Here is a 593-nt window from a genome sequence, read left to right on the forward strand (position 1 = left end):
GGCGGGACCGGCGGAACCGGCCTCGTCGGCGACGGCGGCAACGGGGGCACCGGAGGCAGCGCCGGGCCGCTGGGCGGCTACGGCCTGGCCTGCCACGGCGGCGCCGGGGGAACCGGCGGATTCGGCAACAACAACGGCGGTGCCGGCGGGCACGGCGGCAACGGTGGATACGGCGGTCACACCGGTGTTGCCGGCGGGGCCGGCGGCCACGCCGGTGGGCTGCTCAGCGGATTCGTCGGCGGGGGCGGCGGCGCAAGTAAGGCCACCGGTGGCGCTGGCGGCGCCGGTGGTGCGGCCGCGCTGATCGGCACCGCCGGAAACGGCGGCGAGGGCGGGTTCGGCCCCACCATCGGCAGCGCCGGTCTCGACGGCGCCGGTCTCGACGGCGACGCCTCGCCGTTGCAGCCGGTGTTCAACGGGGTGAATGCGCCCGTCGAGACGCTGACCGCGCGTCCGCTGATCGGCAACGGCGCCAACGCCGCCACGGGCTCAGGCGCCAACGGCGCGGCCGGCGGGTGGCTGATCGGCGACGGCGGAGCCGGTGGATCCGGTGCCGCGGGCGCCAACGGCGGCGCGGGCGGGCTACTGGGGGC

1 pseudogene is annotated in these 593 nt (G+C 78.4%); it reads left to right on the forward strand.

The window, feature by feature from the left end:
• A pseudogene (locus FPZ47_RS29100) lies at positions 1–593 on the forward strand (PE family protein); the annotation flags it as partial.

This window comes from Mycobacterium helveticum (assembly GCF_007714205.1).
Taxonomy (GTDB): Bacteria; Actinomycetota; Actinomycetes; order Mycobacteriales; family Mycobacteriaceae; genus Mycobacterium; species Mycobacterium helveticum.